Source organism: Kineococcus arenarius subsp. arenarius (assembly GCF_050871845.1).
Taxonomy (GTDB): Bacteria; Actinomycetota; Actinomycetes; order Actinomycetales; family Kineococcaceae; genus Kineococcus.
The window spans coordinates 13,093-32,673 of the sequence record NZ_JBJLSE010000043.1 but is presented as its reverse complement, the minus strand read 5'-3'; the positions used below and the strand labels follow the sequence as shown (position 1 = coordinate 32,673).

Annotated in this window: 18 protein-coding genes; all 18 read left to right on the top strand. The window is 73.1% G+C overall.

The window, feature by feature from the left end:
• Positions 1–118: 118 nt before the first annotated feature.
• The 18 genes from ACRYM0_RS12025 to ACRYM0_RS11940 all read left to right on the top strand — a co-directional run bounded on the left by ACRYM0_RS12025 (position 119) and on the right by ACRYM0_RS11940 (position 19,541).
• A complete protein-coding gene (locus ACRYM0_RS12025) occupies positions 119–1,513 on the top strand; it encodes a replication-associated recombination protein A (protein WP_432505351.1) in 1,395 nt (464 codons plus the stop codon).
• 175 nt (positions 1,514–1,688) lie between these two features.
• Entirely contained in the window at positions 1,689–4,370 is a 2,682-nt protein-coding gene (alaS, locus tag ACRYM0_RS12020) for an alanine--tRNA ligase (protein WP_432505349.1), read from the top strand.
• A gap of 16 nt (positions 4,371–4,386) precedes the next feature.
• Positions 4,387–4,962 carry a Holliday junction resolvase RuvX gene (gene ruvX, locus ACRYM0_RS12015; RefSeq protein ID WP_432505347.1) on the top strand — a complete coding sequence of 192 codons (576 nt, stop codon included), beginning with the start codon at positions 4,387–4,389 and terminating at the stop codon, positions 4,960–4,962.
• A gap of 8 nt (positions 4,963–4,970) precedes the next feature.
• A complete protein-coding gene (gene mltG / locus ACRYM0_RS12010) occupies positions 4,971–6,059 on the top strand; it encodes an endolytic transglycosylase MltG (protein ID WP_432505345.1) in 1,089 nt (362 codons plus the stop codon).
• A gap of 91 nt (positions 6,060–6,150) precedes the next feature.
• Positions 6,151–7,014, top strand: coding sequence for a shikimate dehydrogenase (locus ACRYM0_RS12005; protein ID WP_432505343.1), 864 nt, complete (start codon positions 6,151–6,153; stop codon positions 7,012–7,014).
• The gene (locus ACRYM0_RS12000) at positions 7,011–7,340 is read left to right on the top strand and encodes a hypothetical protein (RefSeq protein ID WP_432505341.1); all 330 of its coding nucleotides are present in this window, start codon (positions 7,011–7,013) and stop codon (positions 7,338–7,340) included. The genes ACRYM0_RS12005 and ACRYM0_RS12000 overlap by 4 nt, the downstream gene beginning before the upstream one ends.
• Before the next feature lie 140 nt (positions 7,341–7,480).
• Complete coding sequence (locus ACRYM0_RS11995) at positions 7,481–8,860, top strand: type IV pilus twitching motility protein PilT (RefSeq protein ID WP_432505339.1); 1,380 nt, start codon at positions 7,481–7,483, stop codon at positions 8,858–8,860.
• Between the two features lie 11 nt (positions 8,861–8,871).
• Positions 8,872–10,134 carry a type II secretion system F family protein gene (locus ACRYM0_RS11990; protein WP_432505337.1) on the top strand — a complete coding sequence of 421 codons (1,263 nt, stop codon included), beginning with the start codon at positions 8,872–8,874 and terminating at the stop codon, positions 10,132–10,134.
• Positions 10,135–10,259: 125 nt separating this feature from the next.
• Entirely contained in the window at positions 10,260–10,769 is a 510-nt protein-coding gene (locus tag ACRYM0_RS11985; protein ID WP_432505335.1) for a type IV pilin protein, read from the top strand.
• Positions 10,770–10,855: 86 nt separating this feature from the next.
• Complete coding sequence (locus ACRYM0_RS11980) at positions 10,856–11,401, top strand: type IV pilus modification PilV family protein (RefSeq protein ID WP_432505333.1); 546 nt, start codon at positions 10,856–10,858, stop codon at positions 11,399–11,401.
• Entirely contained in the window at positions 11,398–12,003 is a 606-nt protein-coding gene (locus ACRYM0_RS11975) for a PulJ/GspJ family protein (protein ID WP_432505331.1), read from the top strand. The genes ACRYM0_RS11980 and ACRYM0_RS11975 overlap by 4 nt, the downstream gene beginning before the upstream one ends.
• The gene (locus ACRYM0_RS11970; RefSeq protein ID WP_432505329.1) at positions 12,000–13,637 is read left to right on the top strand and encodes a bactofilin family protein; all 1,638 of its coding nucleotides are present in this window, start codon (positions 12,000–12,002) and stop codon (positions 13,635–13,637) included. Before ACRYM0_RS11975 ends, ACRYM0_RS11970 begins: the two co-directional genes overlap by 4 nt.
• Positions 13,630–14,424, top strand: coding sequence for a prepilin peptidase (locus ACRYM0_RS11965; protein ID WP_432505327.1), 795 nt, complete (start codon positions 13,630–13,632; stop codon positions 14,422–14,424). The genes ACRYM0_RS11970 and ACRYM0_RS11965 overlap by 8 nt, the downstream gene beginning before the upstream one ends.
• A 140-nt stretch (positions 14,425–14,564) precedes the next feature.
• Entirely contained in the window at positions 14,565–15,614 is a 1,050-nt protein-coding gene (gene pilM / locus ACRYM0_RS11960; RefSeq protein WP_432505325.1) for a type IV pilus assembly protein PilM, read from the top strand.
• Positions 15,611–16,276 (top strand): PilN domain-containing protein, encoded by a 666-nt coding sequence (locus tag ACRYM0_RS11955; protein ID WP_432505323.1) that lies wholly within the window; start codon positions 15,611–15,613, stop codon positions 16,274–16,276. Before pilM ends, ACRYM0_RS11955 begins: the two co-directional genes overlap by 4 nt.
• A gap of 19 nt (positions 16,277–16,295) precedes the next feature.
• Positions 16,296–17,036 carry a type IV pilus inner membrane component PilO gene (locus tag ACRYM0_RS11950; RefSeq protein WP_432505321.1) on the top strand — a complete coding sequence of 247 codons (741 nt, stop codon included), beginning with the start codon at positions 16,296–16,298 and terminating at the stop codon, positions 17,034–17,036.
• Between the two features lie 11 nt (positions 17,037–17,047).
• Positions 17,048–18,127, top strand: coding sequence for a hypothetical protein (locus ACRYM0_RS11945; protein WP_432505319.1), 1,080 nt, complete (start codon positions 17,048–17,050; stop codon positions 18,125–18,127).
• A complete protein-coding gene (locus tag ACRYM0_RS11940; protein WP_432505317.1) occupies positions 18,111–19,541 on the top strand; it encodes a cell wall-binding repeat-containing protein in 1,431 nt (476 codons plus the stop codon). Before ACRYM0_RS11945 ends, ACRYM0_RS11940 begins: the two co-directional genes overlap by 17 nt.
• The last annotated feature ends 40 nt before the right edge of the window (positions 19,542–19,581 follow it).

The window sequence follows — 19,581 nt, the reverse complement described above, 5'->3', positions numbered from 1 at the left end:
GGCGGGGACGGTACCGGCCCAGATTGGGCGGGCGGGGTGGTAGAACCCGTGGGGCGGGATGTGGGGGGCCTGCCAGCCGCGCCCCGCCGGGTCGCCGCCGGGGGTTAGCGTTCGGGCCGTGGCCGACCTGTTCTCCACCGACGCCGAGCCCGGCGGCGACCCCGGCGGCGGCGCGGGCACCGGTCCCGGGCCCGCCGTGCTGGCCGGCGCGCCGCTGGCGGTGCGGATGCGACCGCGCGGTGTGGACGAGGTCGTGGGCCAGCAGCACCTGCTGGGGCCGGGCTCCCCGCTGCGCCGGCTGGCCACCGAGGGCGACCTGGGCCGCGCGGGCCCGGCCTCGGTGGTGCTGTGGGGACCGCCCGGCACGGGCAAGACGACGCTGGCGCACGTCATCGCCCGCTCCGGCGGGCGGCGCTTCGCGGAGCTGTCGGCGGTCACCGCCGGCGTCAAGGACGTGCGCCGCGTGGTGGACGAGGCCCGCGAGCACCGCGACCTGCACCGCCGGCAGACCGTGCTGTTCCTCGACGAGATCCACCGCTTCACCAAGGCCCAGCAGGACGCCCTGCTGCCGGCCGTGGAGAACCGCTGGGTGGTGCTGGTGGCGGCCACGACGGAGAACCCCAACTTCTCCGTGATCACCCCGCTGCTGTCGCGCTCGCTGCTGCTGACGCTGCGCCCGCTGGACGACGACGACGTGCGCGGCCTGCTGCGCTCGGCGCTCACCGACCCGCGCGGGCTGGCGGGGGAGGTGGAGCTGAGCGGTGAGGCGCTGGAGCACCTGGTGCGCGTGGCCGACGGCGACGCCCGGCGCGCGCTGACCGCGCTGGAGGCCGCGGCGGGCGCGGCCTTCGACGCCCCGGTGGCGCCGGGCGCGCGCCGGGAGGTGACGCTGGAGCACGCCGAGCGGGCGCTGGACCGCGCGGCGGTGCGCTACGACCGGGCCGGTGACCAGCACTACGACGTGGTCAGCGCGTTCATCAAGTCGATGCGCGGCTCGGACGTGGACGCCGCCCTGCACTACCTGGCGCGCATGGTGGAGGCGGGGGAGGACCCGCGCTTCATCGCCCGGCGCATCGTCATCGCCGCGTCCGAGGACGTCGGGATGGCCGACCCGTCCGCGCTGCAGACCGCCGTGGCGGCGATGCACGCCGTCGCGCAGATCGGGATGCCCGAGGCGCGCATCGTGCTGGCGCAGGCGGTGGTGCACAACGCCACGGCCCCGAAGTCCAACGCCGTCTACAACGGCGTCAACGCCGCGATCGCCGACGTGCGCGCCGGCCGGGCCGGGCCGGTGCCGGCGCACCTGCGCGACGCGCACTACTCCGGGGCGCAGCGCCTGGGGCACGGCGGCGGGTACGTCTACACGCACGACACCTCCGCCGGGGTGGCCGCGCAGCAGTACGCCCCCGACGAGCTGGTGGGCCGGGACTACTACCTGCCCACCGACCGCGGCTTCGAGGCGCAGCTGCGCGAGCGCCTGGCCCGCCTGCGCCGCCTGGTGCGCGGCCGCTGACCCCCCGACCCCGCCGTGATCATGCACGGTGGAGCCTTCAACCGTGCGTGATCACGGCGGGGAGGGGGAGCGGGGGGTTGCTGCCGGTAGGGTCGAGGGTCGAGCGCCGGTGGGCACCACCGGCACGCCACCGGGCGGCCGACCCGGCGGGACCGCACGAGCAGGAGGCACCTCGATGCAGACGGCCGAGATCCGTCGGCGCTGGCTGGACTTCTTCGAGCGCAAGGGCCACACGGTCGTGCCCAGCGCCTCGCTGGTCTCCACCGACCCCAGCCTCATGTTCACCGTCGCGGGCATGGTGCCGTTCATCCCGTACCTCACCGCGCAGGTGCCCGCGCCGTACAAGCGCGCCACCAGCGTGCAGAAGTGCCTGCGGACCCTCGACATCGAGGAGGTCGGCAAGACCACCCGGCACGGCACGTTCTTCCAGATGAACGGCAACTTCTCCTTCGGCGACTACTTCAAGCGCGAGGCCATCGCCTTCGCCTGGGAGCTGCTGACCACCCCGGAGGCAGACGGCGGCCTCGGCTTCGACCCGCAGCGGCTGTGGGTGACGGTCTACCTCGACGACGACGAGGCCTTCGCGCTGTGGCGCGAGGTCGGCGTGCCCGTCGAGCGCATCCAGCGCCGCGGCAAGGCCGACAACTACTGGAACACCGGCCAGCCCGGCCCCGGCGGGCCCTGCTCGGAGATCTACTTCGACCGCGGTCCCGAGTACGGCGCCGACGGCGGCCCGGAGGCCGACGAGGACCGCTACCTCGAGATCTGGAACCTCGTGTTCATGCAGTACCAGCTCTCGGCGGTCCGCTCGAAGACGGACTTCGACGTCGCCGGCGAGCTGCCCGCCAAGAACATCGACACCGGCATGGGCCTGGAGCGCGTGGCGTTCCTCAAGCAGGGCGTCGACAACATGTACGAGATCGACGAGGTCCGCCCCGTCCTGGACCGGGCGGCGCAGCTGTCCGGCAAGCGCTACGGCGCCGTGCACGAGGACGACGTGCGCATGCGCGTGGTCGCCGACCACGTGCGCAGCGCCCTGATGCTCATCGGCGACGGCGTCACCCCCGGCAACGAGGGCGCCGGCTACGTGCTGCGCCGCCTGATCCGCCGCGCGGTGCGCGCGGTGCGCCTGCTGGGCGTGGAGGAGCCCGCCCTGCCGCACCTGCTGCCGGCCTCGATGGAGGTCATGAGCGCCTCGTACCCGCAGCTGCGCAGCGACTTCGAGCGCATCTCCCGCGTCGCGTACGCCGAGGAGGACGCCTTCCGGCGCACCCTGGTCTCCGGCACGGCGATCTTCGAGACCGCCGTCGCGGCCACGAAGGCCTCCGGCGGCTCCGCGCTGTCCGGCGAGCGCGCCTTCGCCCTGCACGACACCTACGGCTTCCCCATCGACCTGACCCTGGAGATGGCCGCCGAAGCCGGTGTCGGCGTCGACGAGGCCGGCTTCCGCGCCCTCATGGCCGAGCAGGTCGGGCGCGCCAAGGCCGACGCGCGGGCGAAGAAGACCGGCGGGGTGGACCTGTCCAGCTACCGCACCACGCTGGAGGGCATGCCCGGCCCGGTGGTCTTCACCGGCTACGAGCACGCCACCGGCGAGGCGCGCGTCGCCGTCGTGCTGCAGGGCGGGGTGAGCACCCCCTCGGCGCCCGTCGGCACCGACGTCGAGGTCGTCCTGGACCGCACCCCCTTCTACGCCGAGGGCGGCGGCCAGCTCGCCGACCACGGCACTATCACCACCGCCTCCGGCGCCGTGGTGCGCGTCGACGACGTCCAGCAGCCCGTGCGCGGCCTGTACGTGCACAAGGGCACCGTCACCGCCGGCGAGCTGCTGGCCGGCGACGCCGCGCACGCGGAGGTCGACGCCGCCCGCCGCCGCGCCGTCAGCCGCGCCCACACCGCCACCCACCTGGTGCACCAGGTGGTGCGCGAGCACCTGGGCGACACCGCCACCCAGGCCGGCTCGGAGAACGCCCCCGGCCGGCTGCGCTTCGACTACTCCGCCACCGGCCAGGTCGGCGCCGACCTCGTGCGCGACATCGAGGGTGTCGTCAACGAGCGCATCGCCGACGACCTCGAGGTGGGCGCCACGGTCATGGACCGCCAGGCGGCGCTGGACTTCGGCGCGATGGCCCTGTTCGGCGAGAAGTACGGCGACCGCGTGCGCGTGGTCACCATCGGCGGCGACTGGTCCAAGGAGCTGTGCGGCGGCACCCACACCCTCACCTCCCAGCAGGTGGGGCTGGTCTCCATCGTCTCCGAGGGCTCCATCGGCTCCGGCGCCCGCCGCATCGAGGCCCTCGTGGGCACCGACGCGTACGACTTCCTCTCCCGCGAGCACCTGCTCGTCAGCCGCCTCACCGACGTCGTCAAGGCCCGCCCGGAGGAGCTGCCCGAGCGCATCGGCACCCTCATGACGCGCCTGCGCGACGCCGAGAAGGAGATCGCGAAGCTGCGCGCCGGGCAGGTCCTGGCGCTGGCCCCGCAGCTGGCGGCCGCGGCCACGGACACCTTCGGCGTGCGGGTCGTCACCCACGACGCCGGCGCCGCCTCCGCCGACGACCTGCGCACCCTCGCCCTGGACGTGCGCTCCCGCCTCGGCGAGCAGGGCCCCTCGGTCGTCGCCGTGGCCGGTGTCGCCAAGGACCGCCCCGTGGTGGTCGTGGCGACCAACGCCGAGGCCCGCCGCTGGGGCGTGAAGGCCGGTGAGCTGGTGCGCGGCGCCGCGCAGACCCTCGGCGGCGGTGGCGGCGGCAAGGACGACGTGGCGCAGGGCGGTGGGCAGGACCCCGCCAAGGTCGGCGAGGCGCTGGCGGGCCTGCGCGACGCCGTGGGCCGGCGCGTCACCGGCTCTGCCTGAGGCGGGCAGCGCAGCGGTGCGCCGGGGGGTGAGGGTCGCGGTCGACGTGGGCAGCGTCCGCGTGGGGCTGGCGGCGTGCGACCCTTCCGGGGTGATCGCCTCCCCCGTGCGCACGCTCGCGCGCGACCCGGAGACCGACGCCGACGTGGCGCAGGTCGCCGCCGAGGTGCGCGAGCGCGGCGCCGTGGAGGTCGTGGTGGGTCTGCCGCTGTCCATGGACGGCACCGAGGGCCCGGCGGCCTTGACCGCGCTCGCGCACGCGCGGAAGATCGCCCTGGCCGTCGAGCCGGTGCCGGTGCGCCTCGTGGACGAGCGCCTCAGCACGGTCGACGCCCACCGAGCCCTGCACGCCGCGGGCCGGAGGGAGAAGCAGTTCCGCGACGTCGTCGACCAGGCGGCCGCGGTGGTGCTGCTGCAGGCAGCCCTGGACGCCGAGCGTTCCAGCGGCCGCGCACCCGGCCGGGTGCTGCCGGCCGGTGGTGCGCCGGGCCCCGCGAAGCGGCGCAAGGCCAGGCACGGCAGGACCGCACGCCCCGCCGGGGCGGACGCGGCGCACGACCCGGACGAGCGTCCCGACGCCACGGAGGGCTGAGAATCGTGATGGACCTGATGGACCTGCCCGGCACCCGAGAGCGCAAGCCCCGGCGCCGGCGCGGCCGCGCCGTCGTGGTGCTGCTCGTGGCGCTGGCCCTGGTCGGCGGCGGCACCTGGGCGGCGTGGGGCGCGCTGGAGCCCGTCGTGTCCCGGCTGACCGCCACCGACGACTACGAGGGCACCGGTACCGGCTCGGTCGACGTCAAGGTGGAGTCCGGCGACACCGGCACCGCCATCGGCCGCACCCTGCAGGAGGCCGGCGTCGTCAAGACCACCGAGGCGTTCGTGTCCGCGGCCGCCGCGAACCCGGGCATGGCGAGCATCCAGCCGGGCACGTACCGGCTGAAGGAGCAGATGTCCGCCGCCGCCGCCGTCGCGCTGCTGCTGGACCCCACCTCCAAGATCACCACCCGGCTGACCGTGCCGGAGGGCCTGCGCGTGCGCCAGGTCGTCGAGCTCGTCGGCGAGCAGACCCCCATCGCCGCCGCCGACGTCGAAGCCGCCCTGGCCGACCCCGCTGCGATCGGCCTGCCCGCCTCCGCCGGCGGGAACCCCGAGGGGTACCTGTTCCCCGCCACCTACGAGGTGGACCCCGACGAGAGCGCGGTGGAGCTGCTGACCTCCATGGTGGACCGCACGAAGCAGGCGCTGGCGGAGCTGGGCGTGCCGCCCGAGCGCGAGCACGAGGTCGTCGTCATGGCCAGCATCGCGCAGAAGGAGGCCCGCACCCCCGAGGACATGGCCAAGGTGACGCGGGTGCTGCTGAACCGCATCGAGGACGGCATGAACCTGCAGCTGGACTCCACCGTCAGCTACGGCACCGACGGCACCACCGTCACCACCACCGCCGAGCAGCGCGCCACCGACACCCCGTGGAACACCTACATGCACCCTGGCCTGCCCGCGGGGCCGATCAGCAACCCGGGCGAGGCGGCGCTGCGCGCGGCGGTCAACCCCGAGCCCGGCCCCTGGATGTTCTTCGTCACGGTGGACCTGGCCACCGGCGAGACGCGCTTCGCGACCACCGGCGCCGAGCACGCCGCCAACGTGGAGCTGTTCCGCCAGTACCTGCGGGAGCACCCGGAGTCGGAGTGAGCACGGCGGTGAGCACGGCGGTGAGCGTGGCGGTGGACGTGGCGGTCGGGGCGCGGGTGGGCGGACCGGTGCGGGCACGGGGGAGCGCGCGGTGAGGGCTGCGGTCTGCGGGTACCCCATCGCCCACTCCCTGTCCCCGGCCCTGCACCGCGCCGCCTACGCGGCCCTGGGCCTGCACGGGTGGCAGTACGACCTGCTGGAGGTCGACGAGCCGCGCCTGCCCGCCCTGGTGGCGTCCCTGGACGCCGGCTGGGCGGGGCTGAGCCTGACGATGCCGCTGAAGCAGGCCGTCGTGCCCCTCGTCGACGAGGTCAGCGACTTCGCCCGCGCCGTCGGCGCGGTCAACACCGTCGTCGTCACCCCCCGGCCCGACGGCGGCACCGGCCGGGCCGGGGTGCACCTGCGGGCCGAGAACACCGACGTGCACGGCATCGTGGCGGCGCTCGCGGAGGCCGGCGCCGTCGGCGTGGCGCGCGGCGCGGTCGTCGGCGGGGGAGCGACGGCCCGCTCGGCACTGGTGGCGCTGCTGCGCGCCGGCTGTCCGAGGCCGGTGGTGGTCGTGCGTTCCGCCGCCCGCGCCGAGGAGCTGACGCGCGTGGCGGCGCGCCTGGGCGGTGACGTGGACGTGCGCGGCTGGTCGGAGCTGCCGAGCGTCCTGGACGCCGACGTCGTGGTCTCCACGGTCCCCGCCGGCGCGTCGCAGGACGTGGCCGACGTCCTCGCCCCGGCCGGTGCCCCGGGCGGTTCCCGACCCGCCCCGCTGCTGCTGGACGTCGTCTACGCGCCGTGGCCCACGACCCTGGCCCAGCACTGGGCCGGGCCGGTGATCGGCGGCTTCGAGATGCTCCTGCACCAGGGGGCGGCGCAGGTGGAGCTCATGACGAGTCACCCCGCGCCCCTGGAGGCGATGCGCGCCGCCGGGCTGGCCGTGCTGCGGGAGCGCGCGCGGGCGTGAGCCGTCCCGGGCAGGCGATGTCCTGGGAGGAGTACGCCCGGCTCCCGGAGAGCCCCCGGTACGAGGACGCCGACGGGCACCTCGTCGTGAACCCGAGCCCGTCCTTCCACCAGCAGGGGATCTCGGTGAACCTGCTCGTGGCCCTGAGGGGAGTGCTGCCCGGCACGCACCGGGCCGTGCCGGTCTGGGCGTGGAAGCCGGCGGTCGTGCTCGAGGGCGGTACGTACCGCTCCGGCGCCACGCTGACCCCCGACGACCCGCCGGCCGAGCTGGACCTGGGCGTGGCGCGGTTGACGACCTCCGTCCCCGAGCTGCTGACCCCCTGACCGGGCCGGCCGGCTCGGCTCGCCCGAACGGCTGACCCGCCCGCACGCGGTGATCGCCCGCCTCAAGGCGCGCCCCCGGTGCGCCGACACGGTGAGGACGGTGTCGACCGACGGCACCGCCGTGCGCCGTGGTGGGTGCCGTGGAGGGGAGCGAGATGAACGACGCGGGTGCCGCTGGCCGGCCCGTCGAGGCGTACACGCCGGTCAACGCGCGGCCGGACGGCACGCCGGCTCCGCGCCGCGACGTCAGCGCGCTGCTGGCCAAGCTGACCGGCGAGGCGGCCGAGGTGCTCGCCGCGGAGGTGCCGGCGCCGCGCGCGGTGCCGCCGGCCGCGACGCCGGGCCTGGCCGACGAGTTCGTGCGCCCCGCCGTCCCGGCGTTGGCCCCGGACGTCGCCGAGGTCCCGCCGAGCACCGAGGCGCTGGTGACCACCGGTGGTGAGGACAGCGCGCCGGTGTTCAAGATCAACGACGTCCTGATCGCGGGCCTGCAGGCCGGTGCCTCCGACGTGCACCTGACCTCCGGCGCGGCCCCCACGGTCCGGCTGTCCGGGGAGCTGACGCCGCTGGAGGGCTTCGACAAGCTCACCCCGCAGCTGCTGCAGCAGTCGATCTACGCGATCCTCACGCAGAAGCAGCGCGAGGTGTTCGAGGCGAACCTGGAGCTGGACTTCGCGTACCAGGTGCCCGGGCACTCCCGCTTCCGCGTCAACGTGTACCGCCAGCGCGAGTCGCTGGGCGCGGCGTTCCGGCGCATCCCGTACGAGATCATGCCGCTGGAGGACCTGGGGGTCCCGCCGGTCGTGGGCTCGTTCGCGAACCTGCAGCGCGGCTTCGTGCTGGTCACCGGCCCCACCGGCTCGGGCAAGTCCACGACGCTGGCCTCGATCGTGGACCTGGCCAACCGCACCCGCAAGGACCACATCATGACGGTCGAGGACCCCATCGAGTTCCTCCACCGCCACAAGAGCTGCCTGGTGAACCAGCGCGAGGTCGGCGAGGACACCAAGTCCTTCGCCAGCGCCCTCAAGCACGTGCTGCGCCAGGACCCCGACATCATCCTCGTCGGCGAGATGCGCGACCTGGAGACGATCTCGGTGGCGCTGACCGCCGCCGAGACCGGTCACCTCGTCTTCGGCACCCTGCACACCCAGGACGCCGCGCAGACCATCGACCGCGTCATCGACGTCTTCCCCCCGCACCAGCAGCAGCAGATCCGCGTGCAGCTGGCCGGCGCCATCCAGGGCGTGGTGTGCCAGACGCTGTGCAAGCGCGCCGACGGCCGCGGCCGGGTCGTGGCCACCGAGGTCCTGGTCGCCACCCCGGCGATCCGCAACCTCATCCGCGAGGGCAAGACTCACCAGATCGCCTCCGCGATGCAGGCCGGTGCCCAGTTCGGGATGCACACCCTGGACCAGCACCTCGCGGAACTCGTCCGCGCCCGCCGGATCACGTTCGAGCACGGCCTGGAGAAGTGCCACTCCACCGAGGAGTTCCGCCGCCTGACCGGGCGATCCTGAGAGGAGCGACCATGGCCACCGCCACCAAGGCACTCGCCAAGGCCGCCAAGCCCGGGCAGCGGAAGTTCGAGTACGCCGCGCGCGACCACGCCGGCCGGCTCGTCAAGGGCACGCTGGAGGCCGCTGACCAGCGGGCCGTCGTCGGCCGCCTGCGGAGCCAGGGCCTGGTGCCCGTCTCCATCACGGAGTCGAGGGCCGGCCGGGGCCTGCAGACGCAGATCCACCTCCCCGGCACGAACCGGGTCAAGCTGAAGGACCTGGCGCTGATGTCGCGGCAGTTCGCGACGATGGTGTCCTCGGGCCTGACGCTGATGAGGGCGCTGGCGATCCTCGCCGAACAGACGGAGAGCAGGAAGCTCGCCGCCACGCTGGTGGAGGTGCGCAGCGAGATCGAGAGCGGCACGGCCCTGTCCGCCGCACTCGCCAAGCACCCCGACGTCTTCCCGCCCCTCATGGTCAACATGGTGCGAGCCGGTGAGGTGGGCGGTTTCCTCGACCAGGTGCTGCTGCAACTCGCGGAGAACTTCGAGTCCGAGGTGAAGCTGCGGGCGAAGGTGAAGTCCGCGATGACCTACCCGGTCGTCGTCTTCGCCATCGCCGTCCTCGCCGTGGTCGGCATGCTGCTGTTCATCGTGCCCGTCTTCGCCGGCATGTTCAGCGACCTCGGCGGTGAGCTGCCGCTGCCCACGAAGTTCCTGGTGGCGCTCTCGCATGGTCTGCGCTTCCTCGGCCCGGGCCTGCTCGTCCTGGCCGTCGTCCTGCCCGTGGTGTGGCGCAAGGTGAAGGACCGCCCGAGGGTCCGGGACGTCGTGGACCCTCTCAAGCTCAGGGTCCCGGTCTTCGGCCTGCTGGCGCAGAAGATCGCCCTGAGCCGGTTCACCCGGAACCTGGGCACCATGCTGCGCTCGGGCGTCCCCATCTTGCAGAGTCTGGAGATCGTCGGCAACGCCAGCGGCAACGTCGTCGTGGAACGCGCCTCGGCGGACGTCATGGAGAGCGTGCGCTCCGGCAGGTCCCTGGCCGCGCCGCTGGCCGATCACCCGGTATTCCCGGCGATGGTGGTGCAGATGATGAGCGTCGGGGAGGACACCGGCGCCCTGGACTCGATGCTGCACAAGATCTCCGACTTCTACGATCAGGAGGTCGAGGCGACGACGGAGGCGCTGACGAGCCTCATTGAGCCCATCATGATCGCCGTCCTGGGCGGAATCATCGGCTTCATGGTCGTGGCCATGTACATGCCCATCTTCGGGGTCTTCGACCTCATCCAGTGACCGCGTGATGCGGCGGCCCGTGCACCTCTGCGTGCACGGGCCGCCTCCGTGTTCGGCGGCTCCGGGGAGCCGTTCGGGCGAACCCGAGCGCGCGGTGCTCAAGGTCGATCCCCGGCGGCCGATGCATGGAGTACACGAGCCGCCACACCAATCCGGTGCGCGATCTGCGAGCGGCTCCGGAACTCGTCGAAAGGGAGCATCGAATGCTCGCTCGCATGCGCAAGTCGATGGAGGAGAAGGACCAGGGTTTCACCCTCGTCGAGCTCCTCGTTGTCATGATCATCGTTGGCATCCTGGCTGCGATCGCCATCCCGGTCTTCATGAACCAGAAGAAGAAGGCTGCCGAGACCGCCGCGAAGTCTGACGCCACCAACATCTCGCGCGACGCCAGCGCGTACTTCGTCGACGGTTCGCCGACGGCGCTGAGCCTGGCTACCGCCAGTGGCGTGACCACGCTGAGCGGCACTGTGGACGGCGTCACCGAGACCAACACCGTCAAGGTCAGCCCGAACAACACCGCCACGCTGACCTACGCCTCGGGCGTCTACTGCGTCACCGTGACGCCGAGCGAGTCTGGCGCCAGCGCGTGGAGCGCAGGCACCAACGGCCTCAAGAAGGGCGCCACCTGCCCGTGATCCCGACGGTGGGCGGCGGGCACGATCCCGCCGCCCACTTCGGCGGCTGAGGAGTGGTGCGGGACGGGACCGGCGGGGGAGGGAACGTGCGGGTGAAGGAACGGATCGGCGCCGACGCGGGTGAGTCGCTGGCGGAGGTGCTGGTAACAATCCTCGTCATCGGCGTCGCCGCCCTGGGCCTCGTCCTCCTCCAGGTGCGCACCGGTCTCGCGACGGCGGACTCCCGCCAGCGCACCCAGGCGACGGCCCTGGCGAACCAGGGGCTGGAGCAGCTGCGCGCCACCACCGACCTGCAGGCGCTGGCCGAGGGCTACCAGAAGGACCTCTACACCGCCGCGTTCACCGACGGCACGAATCCGGCCGCGTGCAGCTCCACGGCGTGCACGTACACCAACGCCGGCACGGCGGAGACCCTGCAGACCGTCACCTCGGCCGTCGCCCCGTTCAACTCCTTCGACGGCATCGTGCCGTCCGCCCTGCAGAGGGACTACCGCGCCCGTGCCTACGTGACCGCCGCGGCGCTGCCCAGCACCCGCTGGGTGACGGTGACCGTCAGCTACACGGCCCGGTCGTCGGGCGAGCCGGTGTCCGTGTCCGCCCGCACCCTCTTCTACATCCCGGCCACACCGTGACGCGCCCCGCGGAGACCCGAGGCCGCGACGCCGGTCAGACCCTCACCGAGCTGGTCGTCGCGATGGCGATCGTCGGGATCGTGCTGGCGGTGGCCCTGCGCATCGTCGTCACGGTCACTCAGCAGACCGCGCAGACCCAGCAGCGGCTGGCCGCGACGGAGACCGCCCGTGCTGCGCTCGCCGACATCGACCGCCAGGTCCGCTCCGCGGACCTCATCACCGTCGACGGCAGTCGCACGCGGTTCCGCGTCCGCACGACCGCCGACACGCGCTCGACCCCGGGTACCCGACGCTGCGTAGAGTGGGACCTCACCCCCGCCGGGGTGCTGCGCTCCCGGTCCTGGGACGAGACGTGGACGGTGGGGGCCGCGAGCGGCGGCCCGAACGCGTGGCGGCAGCTCGCCACCGGTGTCGACGTCTCCGCGGCCACCGTGGGGGCCCGGCCGCCCTTCTCCGACGGCTCCCCGGCCGGCGCCGTCGTCGTGGTCGACCTGTCGGTCCTCAGCGGCGGCGACGCCGACCCCGCCCGCGTGACGACGACGCTCGCCCGCCGCAACCAGCCGCCCGCGGGCTCCACCCCCTGCGCCATCCCTGCCCCGTGAAGGAGGCACCCATCGTGCGCCGCTGGACGAGGAACTCCTCCGACGAGGGTTCGAGCCTGCTCATGGCCGCAGCCGTCGTGGCCATCGCCATGGCCCTCGGCATCGCCGTCGTGACCGGGGTGCTCGCGACGAACCGCCGGGCCGCGGTCGACACCCAGCGCACGGCCGCGCTGGCCGCCGCCGAGGCGGGGGTCGACCTCGTGACCGCGCGCCTGCAGGCCAACGTCACCACCGGAGCGGCGAATCCCTGCACCGGTGCGGACGCCGCCGTCCCCGACGTCGTCGCCGGTCGCGCGAAGTACACGGTCGCGGTGACCGTCTCCTGCGACATGGCCGCCAACCCCGCCACGGCCACCGTCACCGCCAGGGCCCGGGCCGCGGCGACGCTCGCTGGAGGCACCACGTACGGCGAGCGGACCCTGCAGTCGACCGTCACGTTCTCCGGGGCAGGAGACGCTGCGACCACCCCCTTCACGAGTGGTGTCTTCAGCAACGGGCCCGTCATGACGAACAACAGCCTGGTCGTCAACAACGCCTCGTTGACGAGCAAGTCCGACGTCAAGTGCATCAACCAAGGATTTATCGGCGGTGACATCATCGCCGGTGGGTCCGTGTACCTGACGAACGACTGCAGCGTGCAGGGCGACGTGCGCGCCGGCGGGAATTACTCCTGCGACACCAAGGGAGAGGTCCAGGGGTCCGTCACCGCTGCTGGTACCGGACCGTCCGGCCTGCAGAACTCCTGCAGCGTGGGAGGTGCGCTGGCCAGTGGCGGTTCGCTGACGGTGAACGGCAACACGAAAATCCATGGGGACCTCACCTCGGCGACGGGCGACATCGTCTTCCCGACGAACTCTCCGCGCATCACGGGAAACGCTCGAGCGGCAGGAACCATCACCTACCAGAGCGGCGGCAGCACGAAATCGGTCGTAGCGGGCAGCGTCCTCCCGAACAGCCCGTCCGCCGTGCCCGCCGCACCGACCATCGCGAACATGCCCCACATCACCTGGGCCATGCTGACCGGCGCCACTCCAGCACCGGCCGTCGTGGAGTGGAAGAAGTGGTTGCAGGAGAACGCCCGGCGCAACAACGCACCCACCTGGACGGGTTCGTACCTGGGCACCTCGTGCAAGGGCGACGGCGCCGGCTACGAGCTGAACGGCAACCTCGTCTCCACCGCCACGGCACCGGTCATCCTGGACGCCCGCGCCTGCACGAAGGCGGAGCTGCAGAACGTCACCGTCTCCCTCAAGGGAGATGTCACCCTGGTGGTCAACCAGTTCGCAACCAACGGCACCGTCACGGTGAAGTCGGCGGACGGTGCTCCTCACAACTTCCGGCTCGTGGCCCTCTCCTCGGGCGCCGGTGACCCGTGCGCGACGCCGTCGGCGCAGTCGCTGAGCTTCAGCAACACCATGACGTTCGACGCCAAGACGTCCACCTTCATCTACACACCCGGCACGCTGACCGTGTCCAACGCCTTCTCGATGACCGGCAGCATCTACGCCTGTGCGACGAGCTTCAGCAACAGCGTCACGATCAACTACGCCGACGTTGCGCCGCCGGGCACGGGATCGCCGGCCGCCCCCAGCACCGTCACGGTCACCCAGAAGCGGGAGGTCTCCGGTGCTTGAGCAGGGCCCGCTGGTGCTGCTCGCCGCGGTCGCCGGCCTCCTCGTCGGCTCCTTCCTCAACGTGGTGGTCCACCGCGTCCCGCGGGGGGAGTCGGTGGTGCGCCCGGCCAGCCGCTGCCCGGGGTGCGGCCACGTCGTCCGCCGGCGCGACAACGTCCCCGTCGTGTCGTGGCTGCTGCTGCGCGGACGTTGCCGGGACTGCGGCGTGACCATCAGCGTCCGCTACCCCCTGGTGGAACTCGGCACCGCACTGCTCTTCGGGGCCGTCGCCCGGCTGGTGGGCCCCTCGTGGGTCCTGCCCGCCTACCTGTACCTGGCGGCCATCACGGTGGCCCTGGCCCTGATCGACGTCGACGTGCACCGCCTGCCCGACGCCATCGTGCTGCCCTCCTACCCCGTGGTCGTCGTCCTGCTCGTCGTGGCGAGCGCCAGCACGGGGCATTGGGGGGCGCTGCTGCGAGCGGCCGTCGGGGGTGCGGCCCTGTTCCTGCTCTACGGTGCGCTGTTCGTCCTCAAACCTGGCGGCATGGGGTTGGGGGACGTCAAGCTCGCCGGCGTGCTGGGGCTCCTCCTCGGCTGGTGGGGCTGGGACTCCCTCGTCGTCGGTGCCTTCACGGCGTTCCTGCTCGGCGGCGTGGCCGGGGCAGGGCTGCTGGTGCTGCGCCGGGCCGGCCGCGGCTCCCGCATCCCCTTCGGCCCGTACATGCTCGCCGGGGCCCTGGGGGCGCTGTTTGTCGCCTCGCCGGTGGCGGACTGGTACCTCGGCCTGGTCGGGTTGATCGCCTGAGGCCCCGCCGACCGGTACCGGTCGACCGGTCCCCTCCCGCCCTCAAGGAGGAGCCGAGAACGTCCGATCCTCACGTAGGAGCAAGTCGTGGGAGCCACCGCGGCTCCCACGACAGAAGAACCCCACGACAAGGAGGCGACGTGTCCGGACGAACCGCCATCGGCCTGGACATCGGCACGTCGGGCGTGCGCGCCGCCGAGCTGTCCTGCGGCAAGGGCGGCATCACGCTGGAGAGGTTCGGCCAGGTGGCCCTGCCCGAGGGAGCGGTGCGCGACGGTGAGGTCGTCGACCGGCCGGTCGTCGTCGACGCGCTGAAGGCCTTGTGGAGGGGCAGCGGGTTCAGCGGCAGGAAGGTCGCCCTGGGTGTCGCGAACCAGCAGGTCGTCGTCCGCCAGTTGGACCTGCCCTGGGTCCCGGCGGCTGAGCTGAAGGGCTCCCTGCCGCTGCAGGTACAGGACCACCTGCCGATGCCGGTCGAGAACTGCGTCATCGACTTCCACACCGTCGAAGAGGTGCGTGACGGCGACACCCGCCTGCTGCGCGGGTTGCTCGTCGCGGCTTCCCACGAGATGATCATGGCGAACGTGGGGGCCGTCCAGGCGGCCGGGCTGCGGCCCGTCTCGGTGGACCTCAGTTCCTTCGCGGTGCTGCGAGCGGTCGCCCGCCCGCACTCGGCCGACGTCGCGACCGAAGCGCTGCTGGACATCGGCGCCCGCGTCAGCAACCTGGTCGTCCACTCGGCGGGTGTCCCGAGGTTCGTGCGCGTGCTGCTCATGGGTGGCCAGGACGTCACCGACGCCGTCGCCGAGCGCCTCGGGGTGCCTTCCGCGCTGGCGGAGCTGATCAAGCGCGGTGGCGCCGAGGACGTGCTCGACGAGGAGCGCGAGCTCGCCGGCACGGCGGTCGACCTCATGCTCGAGGCATTCGTCGACGAGATCCGTTCCTCGCTCGACTACTACTCGGCCGCCAACCCGCAGTTCCGCCCGGAGCGCCTGGTGCTCTCCGGTGGCGGCTCGTTGCTGAGCAGCATCGCCGAGCGGCTGTCGTCCGCCGTGCGCCTGCCCGTCGTGGCCGGGGACGCCATCTCCCCCCTGCACCTGGGCCGCACCGGCCTCGACGAGCACCAGCTCGGCCTCGTGCAGCCCCTGGCCGCCGTCCCCGTCGGACTCGCCCTCGGAGTGATCTCATGAGCTTCCAGACGCTGGAGGCCGTCGCGACGCGCAACGTCGTCGCCCGCGTCAACCTCCTGCCCGACGGCCTGGACGAGGCGCGCGACTTCCGTCGCGTGCAGCTTGGCCTCGGAGCCGGCCTCGTCGCCGTGCTCGGGCTCGTCGGTGCCGCCTACGGCATCGGTGCGGGGCACGTCGCCACCGCCGAGGAGGTCCTGGCCGACGCGCAGGCGGAGACGGTGCGGCTGCAGACCGAGCAGCGGCAGTACGCGGACGTCCCCACGCAGATCGCCAGGGTGGAGGCCGCCGGCGTTGCCGAGCGAGCGGTCACCCAGTACGACGTCTCGTGGTTCGCCATGCTGGACGCGGTCTCCGCCGCCACCCCCGAGGGGGTCTCGGTGGGCTCCGTCTCCCTCGCCCTGGACGCCGCGGCGATCGCCCCGGGCGGCACCGGGTCCGTCGACGCCGCAGACCCGCTGAGCGTGGCCGGCATCGGCGCTCTCACGATCACCGGCAAGGCGGCCTCCCAGCCCCTCGTGGCGGACGCCCTGGAAGCCGTCGACGTCGTCACCGGCGTGGACGCACCGGTCGTCAGCAGCTCGGTCTGGGACGAGAGCACCCAGGCGGCCACCTTCACCCTGTCCGCCGTCATCACCGACGCCGCGCTGGTCAACCAGCGGTGACCCACCACGGGAGCCTTCGATGAGCACGAGCAAGACCAGGGTGTGGGCCGCCGGAACGGCCGCCGTCGCCCTGCTGATCCTGGTGGCGAGCTGGTTCCTCGTCCTGGCCCCCCAGCGGGCCCAGGCCGGTGACCTCGCCACCGAGGCGAACCAGGTCGAAGCGCAGAACGAGCAGATCGCGCTCAAGACCGAGCAGCTCGCGGCACTGGCCGCGCAGCTGCCCGAGCGGCAGGCCGAGCTGGCGCGCATCACGGCCAGCCTGCCCGCCGAGGGTGAGATCCCGGACCTGATCCGTTCGCTGAGCGCTGCCGCGACCTCCACGGGCGTCGTGCTCAACGGCATCACCCCGTCGACCGCGGAGCTGTGGGACACCTCGGCGGACGCGCCCACCAGCGACCTGGTGGTCGTCGACGTCCCGGTCTCCATCGAGGTGAAGGGCTCGTTCGCGCAGACCGAGCTGTACCTCAAGCAGTTGCAGGCCGACGCCACCCGCTTCTTCCTCGTGGAGAGCGTGGAGCTGTCCACCGGAACCACCGACACCTCCACGAGCGCCGACCTGAACACGACCATCACCGGCAAGGTGTTCGCGCTGCGCGACACCACCGCGGTGGCGGAGTCCTCGTCCGCGGAGTCCCCGTCCGCGAGTGCCACGCCCGCGACCACCGCCGCGACCACCGCCACGCCCACCGCGTCGGCAACCGCGTCCGCGAGCGCCGCCACGAGTACCACCCCGACCGCCGACCCGACCGCGACCCCCTGAGCGAGGGCACCATGAGCTTCCACAGTTCCCCGTTCGGGGCGGCGCAGGAGCCGGCCCCCGAGCCTGCTGCCGAGGAGGAGAACCCCACCCGTGAGGTCGACCCCCGCGTGGTGAAGTCGCTCCTGGCGGGTGCGGCCCTCGTGGCCGTGCTCGGCGCCGGCACCGCCGGCTTCCTCTGGCTGAGCAGCACGCCGTCGGGCGAGGCCGCCGAGGCGGCGCTCAGCGGCGCCAGCTCGACCCCCTCGGTGACCGGGTCTGCAGCGGCGGTCGCCAGAGCGGGTGCCATCGACTTCAGCGGCCGCGACGCGTTCGCCGCCACCGTGGGAGTCGTACCGGACGACAGCGACGAGGAAGCGGTGGAGGCCGCGGCCAGCACGACGTCCACCACGGTGAGCACCGCGGGAACCGGTTCATCGAGCACCGGCACGGTGAGCAACGGCGGCGGCTCCACGGGCGTGCAGGCGGTGGTCACCGTTCCAGCCAGCACGACGACCGTCGCCGCATCGAGCACGTCGACCTCCGCAGCGCCCGTCCCGTCCGACACCAGGTCCACCGCCCCCGGTTGGACGGTGCCGCAGGTGTCGTTCGTGACGGGCACGGCCGCCTTCGGCACCTTCCGCATCGCCGGCGAAGACGTGCGCATCGCCAGGGGCGACCTGGTCTACCCGCTCGGTATCCGCTACGGCGGGCTCGTCGCCTCGGACGAGGCGACCACCCCCACGGAGACGTCCGACGACTCCGTGCCGGCGGTGAAGGCCGTCTTCACCGCCGAGAACGACGCGCAGACCGGGTGGGTCATCACCTCCGACCCGGAGGGGAAGGTGCTGCTGCCCGACGCCGTCGTGGGGCACCCCCAGGGTCGTGCCCGGGCCTACGGCGTCCTGGCCGACCGGGTGTGGATCCGCGTCGACCGCGAGCAGGGAGCCCTGTACTCCGAGGGAGAATCCGTCGGTGACACCGGTCTGACGTTCCTGGGGACCGAGCCCGACGACGAATCCCTCCCCAACGCCGGCGTGTACTTCCAGGACGGTTCCGGCATCGTCTACTTCGGCAAGTTCGGTGGAGGTGAGTCCGATGGCGTGGCGTTCTGAGAACCCGGTCGCCCGCCGGCGCACCGCCGCGGTCGCGGCCCTCGTGGGCCTGGCGACCGTGGCGACGGCGGCGTCCGCGGCTGCGGCCCCGACCCCCGTGACGGCGCACCGCGCGTACGGCGCGGACCGCTACGCCACCGCGGCGACCCTGGAGGACCCGGCCCGCGACATCGCGTACGTCGTCACGGGCGCCGGGTTCGCCGACGGCGTGACCGCCGGCGCGCTGGCGGGTCACTACGGCGCGAACATCTTCCTGACCCCGCGCGACCGCCTCACCGACGACGTGCGCGCCGTCATCGGCTACTACCGCAAGGTCGTCGTCGTGGGCAGCGAGTCGGCCGTCGGGCCGGACGTGATGACGTGGCTGCGGCAGAACACCCGCGCCGAGCTGTCCCGCGTGGGCGGTGCGGACCGCTACGAGACGGCGGCGAACCTCTCCGCGGCGTCGTTCGCCCCGGGCGTGGCGGACGTCGTCATCGCCACGGGGACCGACTACGCCGACGCCCTGGCGGGTTCCGCGGCGGCGGCCTCCGTCGACTCCCCGGTGCTCGTGGTCGAACCCGGTCGTGTCCCGGACAGCGTCCGCGCCGAGCTGGACCGACTGGACCCCGCCCGCATCACCGTGCTGGGCGGTGAGCAGTCGGTCAGCGCCCAGGTGGCCGCCGACCTCGCGCAGTACACCACCGGGGAGGTGCGCCGGGTCGCCGGTGGCGATCGCCACGAGACCTCCGTCGCCGTCAGCCGGGCCTACTTCGGTGCGGGTTCGAGCTGGGTGGAGCTCGCCAGCGGCTCCGCGTGGCCGGACGCCATCACCGCCGGCGCCTCCGCGGGCCGGCGGTCCTCGCCCGTGCTGCTGACCCCGCAGTTCTGCGTTCCGCAGGTGGTCAACCTGGAGATCGAGCGCCTGCAGCCGGAGCAGTTGCAGGCGGTCGGCGGTGACGGCTCGTACTCCGAGGTCGCCGCCAAGCGGACCTCGTGCGGCGCCGGGGAGAAGAAGTACCTGGACGAGTTCGCCCAGCCGGAGGGCAACGCCTCGTACGTGCAGTCGCACGCCACGCTCGACGGGGTGTTCTACCCGCGCGCCGCGGCGTTCTCGACGTACGTGCCCACGAGCACCACGGACATCCGCAACGCCGAGTACCGGGTGTGGGCGATCGGTTCGGGGTACTCGCGGTTCACCGCGGTCGCCGGCGTGGCCGACGGCGTCACCTCGGGCCTGACCGCCAGTGTCGAGGTGTTCGGCGACGAGCGGCTGCTCGGCAGCTACGACGTGGCGGTGGGCGAGCCGGTGAGCATCGACGTCGACGTGCGCGGGGTGAACAACCTCAAGCTCGTCACGACCGCCTCCGACCGCACCGGGAGCGGCGGGGAGAGCGATCACATCGTCTACTTCGGCGACGCAGCGGTCCGCTGACCGCACCCGACCACGCGCAGGGCCCGCACCCCGGAGGGGT

Coding starts and splice junctions, on each gene's coding strand:
- ACRYM0_RS11950 (WP_432505321.1), top strand. CDS start 16,296: ATGAGCACGAGCAAGACCAGGGTGTGGGCCGCCGGAACGGCCGCCGTC.
- alaS (WP_432505349.1), top strand. CDS start 1,689: ATGCAGACGGCCGAGATCCGTCGGCGCTGGCTGGACTTCTTCGAGCGC.
- ACRYM0_RS11985 (WP_432505335.1), top strand. CDS start 10,260: ATGGAGTACACGAGCCGCCACACCAATCCGGTGCGCGATCTGCGAGCG.
- ACRYM0_RS11955 (WP_432505323.1), top strand. CDS start 15,611: ATGAGCTTCCAGACGCTGGAGGCCGTCGCGACGCGCAACGTCGTCGCC.
- ACRYM0_RS11940 (WP_432505317.1), top strand. CDS start 18,111: ATGGCGTGGCGTTCTGAGAACCCGGTCGCCCGCCGGCGCACCGCCGCG.
- ACRYM0_RS11990 (WP_432505337.1), top strand. CDS start 8,872: ATGGCCACCGCCACCAAGGCACTCGCCAAGGCCGCCAAGCCCGGGCAG.
- mltG (WP_432505345.1), top strand. CDS start 4,971: ATGGACCTGATGGACCTGCCCGGCACCCGAGAGCGCAAGCCCCGGCGC.
- ACRYM0_RS11945 (WP_432505319.1), top strand. CDS start 17,048: ATGAGCTTCCACAGTTCCCCGTTCGGGGCGGCGCAGGAGCCGGCCCCC.